General features: G+C 44.2%; 13 protein-coding genes. 10 read left to right on the top strand and 3 right to left on the bottom strand.

Annotated elements, in window-relative coordinates; genetic code table 11:
• The first annotated feature begins 15 nt into the window (after positions 1-15).
• The 4 genes from AC6H1S_RS13335 to AC6H1S_RS13320 all read left to right on the top strand — a co-directional run bounded on the left by AC6H1S_RS13335 (position 16) and on the right by AC6H1S_RS13320 (position 4,239).
• Positions 16-546 (top strand): OmpH/Skp family outer membrane protein, encoded by a 531-nt coding sequence (locus AC6H1S_RS13335; RefSeq protein WP_199141036.1) that lies wholly within the window; start codon positions 16-18, stop codon positions 544-546.
• Positions 547-591: 45 nt separating this feature from the next.
• Positions 592-1,188, top strand: coding sequence for an OmpH/Skp family outer membrane protein (locus tag AC6H1S_RS13330; RefSeq protein ID WP_199141035.1), 597 nt, complete (start codon positions 592-594; stop codon positions 1,186-1,188).
• 63 nt (positions 1,189-1,251) lie between these two features.
• Positions 1,252-2,079 (top strand): glutamate racemase, encoded by an 828-nt coding sequence (gene murI, locus AC6H1S_RS13325; protein WP_199141052.1) that lies wholly within the window; start codon positions 1,252-1,254, stop codon positions 2,077-2,079.
• A 258-nt stretch (positions 2,080-2,337) separates the two neighbouring features.
• Positions 2,338-4,239: an amidophosphoribosyltransferase gene (locus AC6H1S_RS13320; protein ID WP_199141034.1), complete on the top strand. Its 1,902-nt coding sequence runs from the start codon at positions 2,338-2,340 to the stop codon at positions 4,237-4,239.
• A gap of 383 nt (positions 4,240-4,622) precedes the next feature.
• Here AC6H1S_RS13320 and AC6H1S_RS13315 read toward each other — a convergent pair whose 3' ends face one another.
• Positions 4,623-5,246: a LysE family translocator gene (locus AC6H1S_RS13315; protein WP_497563929.1), complete on the bottom strand. Its 624-nt coding sequence runs from the start codon at positions 5,244-5,246 to the stop codon at positions 4,623-4,625.
• Between the two features lie 212 nt (positions 5,247-5,458).
• On the opposite strand from AC6H1S_RS13315, the gene AC6H1S_RS13310 reads away from it, so the two are divergent.
• From AC6H1S_RS13310 to AC6H1S_RS13285, 6 genes are all read left to right on the top strand, one after another.
• Positions 5,459-6,889: an MFS transporter gene (locus tag AC6H1S_RS13310; protein ID WP_497563928.1), complete on the top strand. Its 1,431-nt coding sequence runs from the start codon at positions 5,459-5,461 to the stop codon at positions 6,887-6,889.
• 163 nt (positions 6,890-7,052) lie between these two features.
• Positions 7,053-8,339 (top strand): sugar MFS transporter, encoded by a 1,287-nt coding sequence (locus AC6H1S_RS13305; protein ID WP_497563927.1) that lies wholly within the window; start codon positions 7,053-7,055, stop codon positions 8,337-8,339.
• A gap of 22 nt (positions 8,340-8,361) precedes the next feature.
• Positions 8,362-8,832, top strand: a complete 471-nt coding sequence (locus AC6H1S_RS13300) for a deoxycytidylate deaminase (RefSeq protein ID WP_199141451.1) — start codon at positions 8,362-8,364, stop codon at positions 8,830-8,832.
• Positions 8,833-8,973: 141 nt separating this feature from the next.
• Positions 8,974-10,500 (top strand): glutamine-hydrolyzing GMP synthase, encoded by a 1,527-nt coding sequence (gene guaA / locus AC6H1S_RS13295; RefSeq protein WP_497563926.1) that lies wholly within the window; start codon positions 8,974-8,976, stop codon positions 10,498-10,500.
• Positions 10,501-10,579: 79 nt separating this feature from the next.
• Positions 10,580-11,785 carry an ABC transporter substrate-binding protein gene (locus AC6H1S_RS13290; protein WP_497563925.1) on the top strand — a complete coding sequence of 402 codons (1,206 nt, stop codon included), beginning with the start codon at positions 10,580-10,582 and terminating at the stop codon, positions 11,783-11,785.
• 9 nt (positions 11,786-11,794) lie between these two features.
• On the top strand, positions 11,795-12,958 hold the full coding sequence (locus AC6H1S_RS13285; RefSeq protein WP_497563924.1) for an RsmB/NOP family class I SAM-dependent RNA methyltransferase: 1,164 nt from the start codon (positions 11,795-11,797) through the stop codon (positions 12,956-12,958).
• Positions 12,959-13,413: 455 nt separating this feature from the next.
• On the opposite strand, the gene AC6H1S_RS13280 is transcribed toward AC6H1S_RS13285, so the two are convergent.
• Together AC6H1S_RS13280 and AC6H1S_RS13275 are read right to left on the bottom strand one after the other, a co-directional pair.
• Positions 13,414-13,980, bottom strand: coding sequence for a MarC family protein (locus AC6H1S_RS13280; protein ID WP_199141447.1), 567 nt, complete (start codon positions 13,978-13,980; stop codon positions 13,414-13,416).
• 152 nt (positions 13,981-14,132) lie between these two features.
• Entirely contained in the window at positions 14,133-15,845 is a 1,713-nt protein-coding gene (locus AC6H1S_RS13275) for an amino acid permease (RefSeq protein ID WP_199141446.1), read from the bottom strand.
• Between the last annotated feature and the right edge of the window lie 102 nt (positions 15,846-15,947).

The following is a 15,947-nucleotide window of genomic DNA, read 5'->3' as shown; positions in this document are numbered from 1 at the left end:
GCAACACACAAAGCAATGAAAAAGTATTTATTAATCAGCTTTTTGCTCTTGGCGGGTCTGGGAGCATCAGCACAGCGGTTTGCCTATGTAGACACGGAGTATATTCTAAAGCACTTGCCAGAATATAAATCGGCGCTGAGCCAGATCGACGGTTTGTCTAAGCAATACCAGTCGCAAATTGACGAGAGCTTTAACGAGATCGACAAAATGTACAAGGCCTATCAGGCCGATCAGGTTTTGCTGACTGACGATATGCGCAAGCGTAGGGAGAACGATATCATCGAGAAAGAGAAAAAGGCAAAAGAACTGCAAAGACAAAAGTTTGGTCCAGATGGAGAGCTTTTCCAAATGCGTACCAAGCTGTTAAAGCCCATCCAAGAGAAAGTGGCTACTATAGTTGGGGAGACAGCCAAAAACAAAACCATCGATTTCGTTTTCGACAAAAGCAGCGAATCGACCATGATGATTTATGCCAGCAGCAGCTACGACATCAGCAATGACGTGATTGTTAGGCTGGGCTATAAGCCAGGAACACTAGTTAAATAAAAAACACCATAGATTTTAAAAACAATTATTAAGTAAAATAGAAAAATGAGAAAGTTAATTAACGTATTATTTGTTGCGGCTGGATTAGTGCTCACTGCCAATGTTGCAAATGCGCAACAAAAATTTGGTCACCTGAACTCTGATGACATTTTTGCTAGCTTGCCTGAGGCAAAAACTGTTTCGGCTACCGTAGAGAATTTGGCAAAGTCAAAACAAGCCGAAATCGACAAAATGATTGCAGAGTACCAAACCAAATACAAGGCGGCCGAAGACAAGCAAAAAACCTTGAGCGAAGCCAACAAAGATGTGGTAGGTAAAGAATTGCAGGCTGCAGGTCAGGAAATCCAAGATTTGGCCAAAAGAATTGAAGATGCACGTACAAAAGCAACCAAAGACGTGACCGATAAACAAAACGAGCTTTTCCCTCCGTTGCAACAAAAAGTAGGCAATGCCATTGCTGCTGTTGCCAAAGAAAAAGGATTGGCTTATGTATTCGATACCTCTGTTTCTCAAGGTTTCAACAGCCTTGTTTATTCTGATGGCGGCGAAGACATCACTGCTGCGGTTAAAGCCAAACTAGGCGCTTCTACTACTGCTGCTCCAGCAGCCACAAAACCTGCAGGCACAAAACCTAAACAATAATTCAAAGATATATCATTATCTTGTGCGGAATTGGAAAACAAACCAATTCCGCTTTTTTTTGCCATGAATAATCAATCGCCCATCGGTATTTTCGACTCTGGCTACGGTGGATTAACCGTATTCAAATCGATTGCGAAACAACTGCCCCAGTACGACTATATTTACCTTGGCGACAATGCCCGCTCGCCCTATGGCGATCATTCGTTCGAAACGGTTTATCAATATACCCTTGAGTGTGTGGAGTGGCTGTTTGCCCAAGGCTGTCAGTTGGTTATCTTGGCCTGCAATACGGCATCGGCCAAAGCCCTGCGCAGCATCCAACAGTTGGATCTGCCTCAAAAATATCCAGACAGGAGGGTGCTTGGCGTAATCAGGCCAACGGCAGAAGTGGTAGGCCATTACTCAAAAAGCGGCAGCATTGGCGTGATGGGCACACGCGGAACCGTTAATTCGAAGTCGTACCTTATGGAAATTGGACATTTCTTTCCGGCAGCAAAGGTATACCAGCAAAGCTGCCCCATGTGGGTGCCTTTGATCGAGAACGGCGAACACTTAGATGCTGGCGCCGATTATTTTGTCGATAAATATTTGGGACAGCTATTGGCGCAAGCCCCCGATATCGATTGTATTTTATTGGCCTGCACCCATTATCCCTTGCTGGTGCCTAAAATAGCCCAAAGGCTTCCAGCGCCTATCCAATTGTTGTCGCAAGGCGAGATCGTAGCAAACAGCCTGGCCGACTACCTTAAAAGACACCCAGCAATGGAAAGCCGTTTGGCCAAGAACAATTCAAGAGCCTATTACACTTCGGGCGATACCCAGTCGTTTGATGAACATGCCTCCGTGTTTTTGGGCGAAGCAGTTCGCTCCGAGCGTTTGGCTAACCGATAGGCGATTGCCCGTTTTCAGTTGCCGGTTGGCAGTTGACAAGAAAACCATGCAGTCGATTAGTTTTCATTTTTCGTTTAACAGTTTGCTATGCAATCAACTCATTAGCCCATCAGTCGGCCAGTGAACCAATGAACTGATGAACCAATTAAGCCATGATTCGCGCCCTCACTTTTATATTACGATTTTCTGTCAATTCATCGTATTTCTTTCTAGGTTTTGAAACTTTAAAAGGGTAAATTTGCGGCTCAATCACAATCAATGAGCGATCAGATTAAGCACGAATGCGGGATAGCCTTTATCCGCCTGTTAAAACCTCTCTCATACTACCAAGAAAAATACGGTACTGCACTCTACGGCCTCAACAAATTATACCTGTTGATGGAAAAGCAGCACAATCGCGGTCAGGATGGAGCTGGTATTGCAACCATTAAACTCGACATGAAACCAGGTAGCCGTTACATTAGCCGCTACCGTTCTATGGCGCAAAATGCAGTTGCGGATATCTTCGGATACGTCCAAAACAAGTTTGTCGACATCCAGAATGAAACGCCCGAGCTGATGAAAGACACGGAGTTCCTGAAGCAGAATGTAAGTTTTATCGGCGAGGTTTTGTTGGGGCATTTGCGCTATGGCACACACGGCAAGAACAGCATCGAGAACTGCCACCCGTTTTTGCGCCAAAACAACTGGATGACCAGGAATTTGGTCATAGCCGGAAACTTCAACATGACCAATGTTGACGAGCTGTTGGAACAGCTTTACGAGTTGGGTCAGCATCCCAAAGAAAAAGCCGATACGGTTACTGTACTTGAAAAAATAGGCCACTTCTTGGACGACGAGAACCAAGAGCTGTTCGATGCCTACAAAAAAGAAGGCTTAACCAACGTAGAAATCACCCAAAAAATATCAAAGAACCTCAATATTGCCAATATCCTGCGTCGCTCGGCTAAAAACTGGGACGGTGGCTATGCCATTTCGGGTATTGTGGGCAATGGCGATGCCTTTGTGCTGCGCGACCCTTCGGGCATTCGTCCGGCATTTTACTACGCCGATGATGAGATTGTGGTGGCGGCTTCAGAAAGACCGGCCATCCAAACCGCGTTTAATGTACAAATCAAGCAGGTAAAGGAAATAGAGCCTGGCCATGCCCTGATTGTGAAGAAAGACGGCACGGTAACCCAGGAAATGTTCCGCGAACCAGCCGAAAAAAGAGCCTGCTCGTTCGAACGTATCTATTTTTCGAGAGGCAGCGATGCCGATATTTACAGAGAACGCAAAAAACTAGGTCATTTGCTTATTCCCCAAGTGTTGGATTCGGTAAAAAAAGACTTGAAAAATACGGTGTTCTCGTTTATCCCGAATACGGCAGAAGTTTCTTTCTACGGAATGGTAGAGGGCCTGCACGATTACATCAGGGAAGTACAGAAAGATACCTTGCTTAACCGTAAGGAGCAACTCAACGATGCCGAACTGGACGAACTTTTGTCTATGGCCCCGCGCGTAGAAAAACTGGCCATCAAGGATGTAAAGCTGCGTACCTTTATTACGCAAGATGCAGATAGGGGAGAAATGGTAGCCCACGTTTACGATACCACTTATGGGGTAATCAAGAACCATACAGACACCCTGATTGCGGTAGACGATTCCATCGTTCGCGGTACAACGCTGAAACAAAGCATCATCAAAATCATCGACAGGCTGCATCCTAAAAAGATTGTCATCGTGTCGTCGGCGCCACAAATCCGCTATCCGGATTGCTACGGCATCGATATGTCGAAAATGGGCCAGTTTGTGGCTTTCGACGCAGCCATTCAGTTGTTAAAGGAGCGTGGCATGGAACATGTCATCGAAGAGGTATACCAAAAGTGCAAAGCTTCGTTGCTGTTGCCAAAAGAAGAAATTGTTAACCATGTTAAAGAAATCTACCGTCCGTTTAAACAGCAGGAGATTTCTGACCAGATTGCCAAAATCATTACCCCAAAAGGAACCGTTGCAGAGGTAGAGGTCATTTACCAAACGCTAGACAATCTGCATTTGGCCTGCCCCAACCATACCGGCGACTGGTATTTCTCAGGAAACTATCCAACACCAGGAGGCAACAAAGTAGTAAACAAAGCTTTCGTTAACTGGAAAGAAGGAAATAATCAAAGGGCCTACTAGCAATAGTGGGCCTTTTGGCTTTTTAGGCCAAGCTAGTCGGGATGTGTCATCTCGATCTGAATAACGCTGGATTTGTAATCTAGTATGTGCGCTAATTCATTAGGCCGGATTGCAAATCCGGGGTGAGCCAAGCCGGGAAAGCATTTCCCGACCAAGCAGAGATGATGGGATTAGCGAGTACTGACTTATGTAAAATAGCCCAGATTGTAGCGGCATCCTTTTTTGCTGCTTAAAGCAAAAAAGATACAGCGTAAAGCTGGACTGCCTTTAAACTATGGCAGGAACACTGTGCTTCAAAAGCAATTCGCAGTTTTCTCTCGAAAGCCATCGCACTACGCAATACTCACTACGCAATACTCACTACGCAATACGCTATTCTAACACTAATAGAACTTAATATAAGTCTTCGTCACCAGCCAAATGGCGAAAAGGATAATGATTACGCCGGCTATTTTGTTGAGCATCACGAGCGAACTTTCTTTGATGCGGTAGCGCAGCTTGCTCGAGTAATAGCTTTTCAGTCCGTCGATGGTGAGCTGGGTAGCCATGGCGATAATAAAGCACAACAGTTTTTCGTAAAACATGTTGTTGAGCTTGATGGAAATGATATTGGTTACAATGATCCAGAACATGAGCGTAGATGGCGTTAAAATGCACATCAGAAAGCCCTTGAGCAGATAGCCTCGCTTGCTTACCTTTACAATTTTGTTTTCTTCGTAATTGATGGATACGGTAGAAAAAAGGTAGTAAATGCCAACCGCAAACAGAAAAATACCGCCAATAATGCCAACATATTTGTCGAAACTGGCTTGATATTCTAAAAACTGGCTGCCAAAAAGCACCAGTCCGACCAAGATGATGTCGCTAAAAATTACACCTACCGCTAATGAAAACCCGGCTTTAAATCCACGCTCGATACTGGTCTTGATCATTGCAAAAAAAACGGGACCAGTTAAGAATGAGGAAATTAGCCCGGCACCCATGCCCAATAAAATCGCTTCAAACATTAGCCTATCATATATTTTACGCTAATATGCGATTTTTATAGCTAAATCCTTATCATTTTTAGCTTAGTTTTTCGGTATTCGACAGTGGTGTTTTAGGGAAAAGAAGCCCTATAGCTGGTGTGTAAAAATTACACTTTAGTAAGCCATAAATTTTAATTATGTTTATCAAACTAAATTTAAATTTGAACTAACCTAAATCTTAAAATCCAAACATGGAACAAAATTCAAAGACCAATTGGGCGCAGTTTATCCCGCTGGTAACCGTTTTCTTTTTTTGGGGCTTTGTGGCCGCCAGTAACGACATCTTAATTCCTGTATTTAAGGAAGCGTTTAAACTATCGCAAAGCGAAAGCCAATTGGTATCCTTAGCATTTTATATTGCCTATACTGTTGGTTCGATAATTTATGTAGGTATTTCTGCGCTGATGAAGACAGATTTGATCAATAAAATAGGCTATAAAAACAGCTTGGCTCTTGGGTTGGCAATTTCTGCAGTAGGTACCTTGCTGTTTTATCCTGCAGCCAACACCGGGTCGTTTCCGTTAATGCTTTCGGGTTTATTTATCGTTGCCCTAGGTTTTTCTTTGCAACAGACGGTAGCTAATCCGTTGGCTATTGCCTTAGGCCCAATTTCTACAGGTTCGCAGCGCTTAACCTTGGCAGGCGGTATCAACAACTTTGGTACTACTATTGGCCCCTTGATTGTAAGTTTTGCTATTTTTGGTTCGGCCACAAGTGGAAATACTAATATCAGTATAGAAAGCGTTAAGATACCTTACCTTATTTTAGGTGCTGCTTTTTTGTTGGTGGCCATTTTCTTAAAATCGTCTTCATTGCCTGATAAGCCAGCCATTGCTGAAACCACCAAAGAAGATTCGTCGGTTAAAGGCTCGGCTTTGAAATATCCGCAGCTGGTGTTGGGCATGATTGCGATTTTCGTATATGTAGGTGTTGAGGTTTCTACGGCAAGCAATTTACCGGCCTATATGGAAAAAGACCTTGGCTTTGCTATTAAAGACGTTGCACCTTACATTTCTTTGTATTGGGCAAGTATGATGATTGGTCGCTGGACTGGAGCTGTTGAAGCTTTTACCGATAGCATTAGTTTGAGAAAGGTATTGAGGTTTGTGGCACCTTATTTGGCATTTGGCGTTTTCTTGTTGGTTAATGCGATTGCTAAACATGATTTGGCACCTTTTTATGTTTATGCACTGATTATTTTAGTACTCATCATTGCCGACATCGCTAGTAAAGGCAATCCGGCAAGAATGTTGCTCATTTTTTCGGGGGTAGGGATTTTTGCGCTGTTTGTGGGCATGTTCACTACAGGCATGGTTAGTGTCTATGCATTTACAAGCGTAGGCTTGTTTTGCAGTACCTTATGGCCATGTATCTTTACTTTGGGCGTAAGCGGCTTGGGTAAACACACCAGTCAGGGAAGTAGTTATTTAATTATGATGATTATGGGTGGCGGTATCATTAGCTGGCTGCAAGGTTATGTTTCTCAGCACATCGGCATTCAATATAGCTATATTGTTGGCGTATTGTGTTTTGCTTATTTGGCGTTTTATGCCCTGAGAGCCAGCAGCATTTTAAAGGCACAGGGTATTAGTTTCGACAGCAAGGTTTCTGGCGGGCACTAAGCCATCCTAAAATATAGCAGAAGCTCCTCAACAAACATTGAGGAGCTTTTTCTTTTGGGGATGGTTTTGTCGAGCAAAATTTTACTCGAATTATGCCCTGTTTCGTTGGCAGAGCGATTTATTTATTGCATATTAGGCGCCACAAACTAATCTACCTAAACCAATGACAAACAACAACCAACAAGGCAGCAATGTCAAGGCCATTGCTATTATCGGAGCGCTCTTCTTTATTTTTGGCTTCGTAACCTGGGCAAACAGTACCCTAATCCCTTTTCTTAAATTGGCCTGTGGCCTAAAAACCGATCTCGAAGCGTTTTTCGTTACTTTTGCATCCTACATTGCTTATTTCTTTTTGGCCTTGCCGTCATCTTGGTTGCTGAAAAAAATGGGCTTTAAAAACGGAATTGTAGTCGGCCTGCTCATATTGGGCATCGGCTCCCTGATTTTTATTCCGGCGGCCAGTAGCCGAAGCTTTGGCCTGTTTTTAACGGGTATTTTTATTCAGGGTGCGGCTTTATCCTTGCTGCAAACTGCTTCAAATCCTTACATCAGCATCATCGGGCCGATAGAAAGTGCAGCTAAGCGGATCAGCATCATGGGGCTTTGCAATAAATTTGCGGGGATCATTGTGCCGATCATCATGGGGTCCATCTTTTTGAAAAACGCATCGGCTATCGAAGCCAAGATTAGCAATGCCGCCACTACGCTGGCAGAAAAGGAAACGTTGCTTGGCGAAGTATTGAACAGGGTGTATACACCTTATATCGTTTTGGCTATTGTATTCTCTTTATTTGCCTTGTTTATCAGGTTCTCTAACCTGCCAGAAATCGATGTAGATAAAGAAGAAGTGGTAGAAGATGAAAGCACGCATGTGGCTAAGACAAGCATTTTTCAGTTTCCGCACCTGTTTTTGGGTGCCTTCTGTATCTTTGTCTATGTAGCGGCCGAAGTAATGGCAGGCGATATTATCGGCACCTACGGCAAGCAATTGGGTATCAGTGCCGATGTAAGCAAGTACCTCACCACACTTACGCTCAGTGGCATGTTGGTGGGCTATGTCATCGGGATCATTGCCATTCCCAAATACCTTACCCAGCAAGCGGCCTTGAAGATCTGTGCATTTTTGGGATTGCTGTTTACTGCAGCGGCTTATTTGTCAAGTGGCTATACCTCCGTTATATTTGTAGCCCTGCTAGGCTTGGCCAACTCATTGATGTGGCCGGCTATATTTCCGCTGGGCATCAAAGGCTTGGGCAAGTTTACCAAAACCGGATCGGCCATTATGATTATGGGCATTGCCGGAGGGGCAATTTGGCCATTGTTATATGGTTATTTAAAGGATGTGGCCGGCATGCACTTTCAGCTTGCGTTTTTTGTAAGCATGATGCCTTGCTATTTCTATATCCTTTATTTTGCTGTTTACGGACATCGGGTAGGTCAAAGAAAATAATTTTAAGCGATTGTATTTACATATGGATAAACCGTCTTTCCATCAGATTTTCATGAATTTAGCCTCAGACCTGGCTGCCCGCTCACATTGTGTGCGGGCCCATGTTGGGGCGGTATTGACCAAAGATACCCGGATTATCTCTATCGGTTATAACGGCCCGCCTTCGGGCACCCATAACTGCGATGAGGAATGGCCAGGAACAGGTTGCGCCCGCGATAGCAAAGGTTCCTGCTCGTTGGCATTGCATGCCGAAGAAAATGCCATTCTCTATGCCATCAAAAATGGCTCTAAACTAGAAGGAGCTACCCTTTATACCACTTTGTCGCCATGTATTGCCTGTGCCCGTCTTATTCTTTCGTCGGGTATCAAAAGGGTGTATTTTAAAGATTCGTATGCAGCCTACAAAGGTTTGGCCAGTGATGAGGGCGTAGATTTTTTGAACCGGTTTGGCGTAAAGACGGAAGTTTTGCCGCAAGATTCCAAATCGGCTTGATTGCCGGCTTATAACGTTGAGTTTTTCGGGCGTCATGGTTCCCAAATCTTAAATCCCGGTAAAGCTAATTCCATGTCATGCACCTTAAATTAACGTTCGATTTTTCGCTGTGAAAATCAACTAAAAAGCCTATCTTTGCCCATGCTAGAAAAAATCATCATACTCGATTTTGGTTCGCAGTTTACCCAGCTCATTGCACGTCGTGTTCGCGAACTTAATGTTTACTGTGAAATCCACCCTTTCAACCACATTCCAGAATTAGACTCTACCGTAAAAGGCATTATCCTTTCGGGCAGCCCTTACTCGGTTCGCCAGAATGATGCGCCTTATGTAGACCTTAACTTGTTTAAAAACTATCCTTTGCTGGCGGTTTGTTATGGTGCACAGTTTATTGCGCAACAAAGCGGCGGCGATGTGCAGGCATCGTCTACCAGAGAGTATGGCCGGGCCAACTTGAATTTTGTAAATCAACAGAACAAATTGTTTAAAGGCATCAATATCGATTCGCAGGTGTGGATGAGCCATGGCGATACCATTACCAAAGTGCCTGATAATTTCGAAATCATTGCCAGTACGGCCGAAGTAAAAGTTGCAGGCTATCAGGTAAAAGACACCCAAACCTACGCCATCCAGTTCCACCCGGAAGTAACGCATAGCACAGATGGCAAAATCCTGCTCGAAAATTTCTTGGTCGATATTTGTGGCTGTGCCCAAGATTGGACCGCAGATGCTTTTGTAGAAACCACTATCGAGGCGCTGAAAAAACAATTGGGCAATGACAAGGTGGTTTTGGGCCTATCGGGAGGCGTTGATTCTAGCGTGGCCGCCATTCTGTTGCACAAAGCCATCGGTACCAACCTGCACTGTATTTTTGTTGACAATGGCTTGTTGCGCAAAGGCGAGTTTGAAAGCGTTTTGGAGCAATACCAGCACATGGGCCTCAACATCAAAGGCATCGATGCCAAAGAGCGCTTCTTAAGCCAATTGGCAGGCGTTAAAGATCCTGAACAAAAACGTAAAATTATAGGCCGTGTATTTATCGAGGTTTTTGACGATGCCGCACACGAGGTAAAAGATGTAACCTGGCTAGCGCAGGGTACCATTTATCCCGACGTTATCGAGTCGGTGTCGGTAAAAGGACCTTCGGCAACCATCAAATCGCATCATAACGTTGGGGGTTTGCCCGATTTTATGAAACTGAAAGTGGTTGAACCGCTTAATACCTTGTTTAAGGACGAAGTAAGAAGAGTAGGTAAAACCCTAGGCATAGAAGGCTTTATCTTGGGTCGTCACCCTTTCCCTGGTCCAGGTTTGGCCATTAGGATTTTGGGCGATGTAACCGCAGAGAAGGTGGCTATTTTGCAAGAGGCGGATGCCATTTACATCAACAACCTGAAAGAAGCCGGACTTTACGATAATGTATGGCAAGCCGGCGCTATTTTCTTGCCGGTACAGTCGGTAGGAGTAATGGGCGACGAGCGTACCTACGAAAACGTAATCTGCCTTCGCGCAGTTGAGTCGGTTGATGGAATGACGGCCGACTGGTGCCACTTGCCTTATCCGGTACTGGCAAAAATCTCTAACGAAATCATCAATAAGGTAAAAGGAATAAACCGTGTTGTTTACGATATCAGCTCTAAACCACCGGCAACCATTGAATGGGAGTAAGCTAGGTTAACCGTTCTCAGTTGGCAGTTTTCAGTTTCCGTATCTGCTTTAGGTACGGAACATTACATCATCATCAAATATGACCAAATACTTCAAACTGATTGGTGCGTTGTTGATTTTGCTTGCAGCAGCTTGTTCGCCCAAAGTAAACAATACGGTTAAAAAGCCTGGTACCGAAACCAATGTGACCAAGGCGGAGAAGCCCGTAAAGAAATTTACCCAGGCCGATATTGCCTTGCTGATTCCTTTTAAGCTGAACGAAATCAACCTCAAAACGGCAACAAAAGCGCAGCTGGACAGGGCCAATATGGCTATCGATTTTTACCAGGGCGTAAAGCTGGGTATCGATTCGGCTACGGCCCTGGGGCTCAATTTTAAGCTCGATGTTTTTGATACCCGCGACGATAATAGCCAATTGGCAGCCTTGCTGAAAAAAGGCAGCCTCAAAAACAGCAACCTCATTATCGGCCCGGTTTTTCCAGAAGGCCTGAAATATTTGTCGACCTATTCGATGGCCAACGATATAGCCATGGTATCGCCTCTGGCCGCTTCGAGGCCTAGCGAGTTTAATAACCCAAAGCTGATTTCGATAGTGAATAATATCGATCAGCATGCCGTTAAAATAGCCGATTATATTGCCGAGCATTACCAGGCCAACAACAGCATCGTGGTACTGATCAACCCGAAAAAAACGGCTGACGAGCAATTTGCTACACCTTTGCGCGAGCGGTTTAAGCAACAATATCCAAATTACGTAGTACAGGAATTTACATCGGCCTACGCGTTCGAAACACGGATGATCAAAGGCAAGAAATATGCCGTGGTTATTTGTTCGTCAGAACTGGCTTTTGTAGCGCCAAGTATCGATAAGTTGGCTAAGCTTAAAAACCTAAAAACCGGAGGTTACGAGCTTAATCTCTTTGGCCATCCCAATTGGGCAAAGCAGAACTACAACATTGAACAGCTGCAAAACCTCAATACCATCATCAGCTCCTCTTATCGTATCGATTATAAAAGCGCAGCGGTTATCAGCTTTGTCAAAAAATACCGTGCCGAATTTAGTTTTGAACCCAGCGAGTACTCGTTTAAAGGTTTCGATATTGGTTTTTATTTCGGAAAATTATTGGCTAAACATGGCGAAAGCTACCTCGATTACCTGACAAAGGAGAAATATAGAGGGCTGCACAACAATTTCGAATTCGAGTATCATCCGCAATATGGCTATGTGAATAAAGATTTGATGTTGCTGCAATTCAAAAACCTTAACTTAATTGTGGTCGATTAATCCGCAAACATGAAAGTAGAACATCAAATCAGGGCCTTTGAGCAGCTGTTAGGCAGCTACGATGGCGTATTGCCCCTGCATCGTTACCTGTTTGCCTATTTTAAGCAAAACAAGCAGATGGGGTCGTCAGACCGTAGGTGGGCTACACGCTATCTGTATAGTTATTTTAGGTTGGGCAAGGCTTTGGGCAAATTAAAGACCATGGAAAGGCTGGCTATTGCCGATTTTCTGTGCAACGAAACGCCAAGCCTCGTGGCGGCCAGCCAACTGCCCGAACTTGAAGATGCCTTTGCACTTGCGCTAGCCGATAAAATTGCCCTCATCCAAAAGAAATATCCGGCATTTAAGCTCACCGATGTTTTTACATTCAAACCCGAACTGTCTGCAGGCATTGATGCCACTGCTTTTTATACCTCTTTCTTTGTACAGCCCGATTTGTTTATCCGAGTGAAGGAAACGCATATCCAGGCCGTTATTAACCAGCTGAAAGCCCAAGGGGTAACACCTAGGGAAGTTGGACCTGTCACCCTGGCTCTGCCCAACGGCACCAAATTGGAACAACTGATCAGTGATGAACGCCTATATCAGGTACAAGACTTTTCATCGCAGCTAACAGGCAATTATTTTGAGCCCCAAGCTGGTGATTATTGGTGGGACTGCTGTGCAGCATCCGGTGGAAAATCGTTATTGTTGCATAGTTTGGAGCCACAAATCGAATTGCTGGTCAGCGATGTGCGGGCAACTAGCTTGGGCAACCTGCAGGAGCGCTTTCAGTTGGCCGGAATTAAGAAATACCATCAAAAAGTAATCGACCTGTTGCAGAATAACGATCAGGTATTACACCATTATGAGTTTGATGGCATTTTGGTCGATGCACCTTGCTCGGGTTCGGGTACTTGGGGCCGTACGCCAGAAATGCTCTGCTTTTTTGAAGACCACAAAGTAGCCAACTACAATAAACTACAAAAGGCTATTGCCGGTAGCGTAGTTAAATACCTCAAAAAGGGCAAACCGCTGCTTTACATGACCTGCTCTGTGTTTAAGGCCGAGAATGAAGATATGGTTGATTACTTAACCAAAAACTTCGACCTCAAACTCGAAAAAATGGAATTGATTAAAGGGTATGCGCATAAGGCCGACAGCATGTTTGTGGCCAGGCTTATCAAACAGTAGCCTAGTGGCTATGCTTTCGGCCAAAGAGTTTCTCCTTCAAATGCCTGATGCCTTCGAAGATAACGGCGAGAACGCCGATGATAACCGTAAATTGTTCAAAATTGTTCATTTCGGTGATCTGATTTACTGTTTGACTAAGCTAATCAAAAAAGGTTACATCTGCTAAGCTTATATTTTCGTGGCAGCTAATCGCTGAGGAAATTTTGTATTGTTTGACAGTTGATTGGCAACCGACAATTTTGTTTGCTTCCTGCTTTGCGTTAGTTTTAAACCATTTAGGCGCATTAAGGGATTGTTCAAGAGCTAAACCGAAAGCCGTAATCGATCACCCGCTCTTCGGGTACTCCTCCAGTGGGGAATGGATTTCTCCCGTTTTAACGACTCGCAATAACCCCCTTGCTTAAAACTCTCAACTTTGAACTTTCAACTTTTCACTTTCAACCAAGCCCTCCCAACTAAAGCCCTGTATTCGTCCTGAACAATTTGATCGCAATGGCCAAAAGGATAATCCCAAAAGCCTTCCTTAAAATATTTAAGCCTGTTTTGCCGAACAGTTTTTCTAACCGGTTGGTGTTTTTCAGTACAAAATAAACGAAGAGCATGTTAAGGATAATGCCTACAATGATGTTTTGTGTAGCGTATTCGGTTTTCAGCGATAGGAGGGTTGTCATGGTGCCGGCGCCAGCAATGAGCGGAAAGGCAAGTGGCACAATTGAAACCGTATCGGGCGATTCTTCTTTGAACAAGGTCAGGCCCAAAACCATTTCCATAGCCAAGGCAAAGATGACAAACGAACCTGCAATAGCAAACGATTCGACATCAACCCCGATAACGCTGAGCAAGGTTTTGCCGGCAAACAAAAAGGTGATCATTAAGGCGGTGGCTACGATGGCTGCCTTTTCTGATTGGATGTGGCCGGCTTTCTTGCGCAGTTCGATAATGATGGGAATAGAGCCCAAAATATCAATAATGGCAAAAAGAACCATGGTGGTAGAAAGGATTTGGCTGAAGTCGAATGGCATAGCGGTAATGATTTTGTGACAAAGTTAAGGCTTTGTATGGAAATATAAGGTAAACTTTACAACAACAAGCAAGTTCGTTCGCTAAGGATAAGCCTAAAATAAAAAAGCCCCGATAAATTACCGGGGCTTTTCTGTTATGATTTTTGTTAAATCTATTTAGGTTCTACCTGGTTAACAGTTGCTAACCTGTAGCCATAAATAATCAAGTGTAGTAAGGCAAAGCCTAACGAGAAGTAGTAAAGGCCAACATCTGCACTGGCAGTGGCATCAACTTTCATTGCTTCTAACGAGAGGTGGTGGTGCAAAATGGCTACCACAATAAGCAGCGCTGCCAATGCCAAACCTACATAGGAAACAGTTTTGCTGCTTTTCATCATCGTTGCCTTCAGGTTGTCTGAAAGGGCACTGTGCTTAATGCCGTAGAACAAGTATACGTTGATACCGATAATCATCCATACCAATAAACGTACCCAGGTATCCAATGGCAAGAATACCATCATGCCCAAACAAACCGCTACGCCTAAAATAGGAACCAAAGGAACCAAAGGAACTTTAAATGCTCTTGGCAAATCTGGCATGCGTTTTCTTAGGATCATGATACCGATACACACCAAGATAAAGGCAAACAAGGTTCCGATACTGGTCATTTCGCCTACCACACGTGCAGGAACGAATGCAGCGAACAAGCTTACAAACACCATAAACAATAAGTTGCTTTTTGCAGGAGTACTGAATTTAGGGTGTACGCTTGAGAATACTTTTGGCAACAAGCCGTCTTTACTCATCGAGAAGAATACCCTCGATTGGCCCATTAGCATCACCAGGATTACCGAAGCATAACCACCCAAGATAGCCAGGATGATCGCTTTGTTTAACCAAGGGTAAGCAGGAGCAACAACGCCAGCCGCATTTTTAACGCCCATGTTGTCGATCGCTACAGCTACCGGAGCAATACCATCTTGGCCTTTAAACAACTCATAGTTAGCTACGCCAGTCATAACGTGGGCAAACAAGATGTAAAGGATGGTACAGATGAACAACGATACCAAGATACCGATAGGCATGTCTTTCTTAGGGTTTTTGGCTTCCTGAGCTGCAGTAGATACCGCATCGAAACCAATATAGGCGAAGAATACGATACCGGCAGCTCTAATGATACCAGATATGCCATACTCGCCAAATTTGCCGGTGTTGTTAGGGATATAAGGCGTAAAGTTTTCGGTGTTGATGTATTTCCATCCCAAGAAGATGAAAATCATAACGATAACTACTTTAATGGCTACAATTAAACCGTTGATGATGGCTGATTCTTTGGTTCCTTTAATCAAGATTAAAGACATCAATACTACAATGAACACTGCTGGCAGGTTGATTACGCCTGATACGATTGAACCATCGGCCAAGGTAGCGGTATCAAACGGCGACATGACCATCTGCGCGGGCAGGTGTATGTCGAAATACTGCAGGAACTTGACCAGGTAGCGACTCCAGCTGATGGATACAGTGGCAGCACCTACGGCGTATTCCAGTACCAAATCCCAGCCAATGATCCAAGCGATAAACTCGCCCATGGTGGCGTAAGAATAGGTATAGGCACTACCTGCAACCGGAATCATCGATGCAAATTCTGCATAACATAAACCAGCAAAAGCACAGCCGATAGCCGCAATAATAAATGAAATGGTAATCGCCGGACCTGCGTTGTTAGCAGCGGCAGAACCGGTGATGGAAAAGAGACCTGCACCGATAATGGCACCGATACCCAAGGCTACCAGGTTAACTGGCCCCAGGGTCCGCTTCAGCGTGCCTTCTCCACTTTCCTCCGCCTCTTTTGTAAGTAAGTCGATAGACTTTCTAAAATTCATAGTTTAAGTTTAGTTAAAGTGTTTCAATAAGTTTTTCAGTTTATTAAAGGTTCAAACCTAAATAAAAATAATGTAAAATTAAAGGGGATTTTTCTTCAAAAC

The organism is Pedobacter sp. TM02 (assembly GCF_059705275.1).
The sequence above is the reverse complement of the archived record's forward strand: the minus strand, read 5'-3'. Positions and strand labels throughout refer to the sequence as shown.